Origin of the sequence: Agrobacterium sp. Ap1, from assembly GCF_017313375.1 — a bacterium.
Lineage (GTDB): Bacteria > Pseudomonadota > Alphaproteobacteria > Rhizobiales > Rhizobiaceae > Neorhizobium > Neorhizobium cellulosilyticum.
Genome location: NZ_JAFLMY010000088.1, coordinates 1 through 334 on the forward strand (window position 1 = coordinate 1; position 334 = coordinate 334).

At 61.7% G+C, this 334-nt stretch carries 1 pseudogene; it reads left to right on the plus strand.

Annotated features, from left to right (window positions below):
• A pseudogene (locus JZX87_RS31105) lies at positions 1–334 on the plus strand (phosphomannomutase); the annotation flags it as partial.

The window sequence follows — 334 nt, forward strand, 5'->3', positions numbered from 1 at the left end:
GCGAACGGCAGCTTCCGCGTGGTTCGCACGCGGGTGGGCTCTCCCTTCGTCATTGCCGGCATGAGCGAGGCACTGGCAGCGGGGCATGAGAAGGTCATGGGGTTCGAGGCCAATGGCGGCCTGCTGACCGCCTCCACCTTCTCCCTGTCTGACGGATCCATCCGCCCACTGCCGACACGCGACAGCTTTCTTCCCATATTGGCGCCTCTCTGGCTTGCCGCGCAAAAGAAACTGCGCCTTTCGCAACTGGCAGAGGATTTCCGGATGCCGGTTGCCATGGCGGACCGGCTGGAAAATTTTCCGATCGAGACGAGTTCCGCACTGATGGAATATC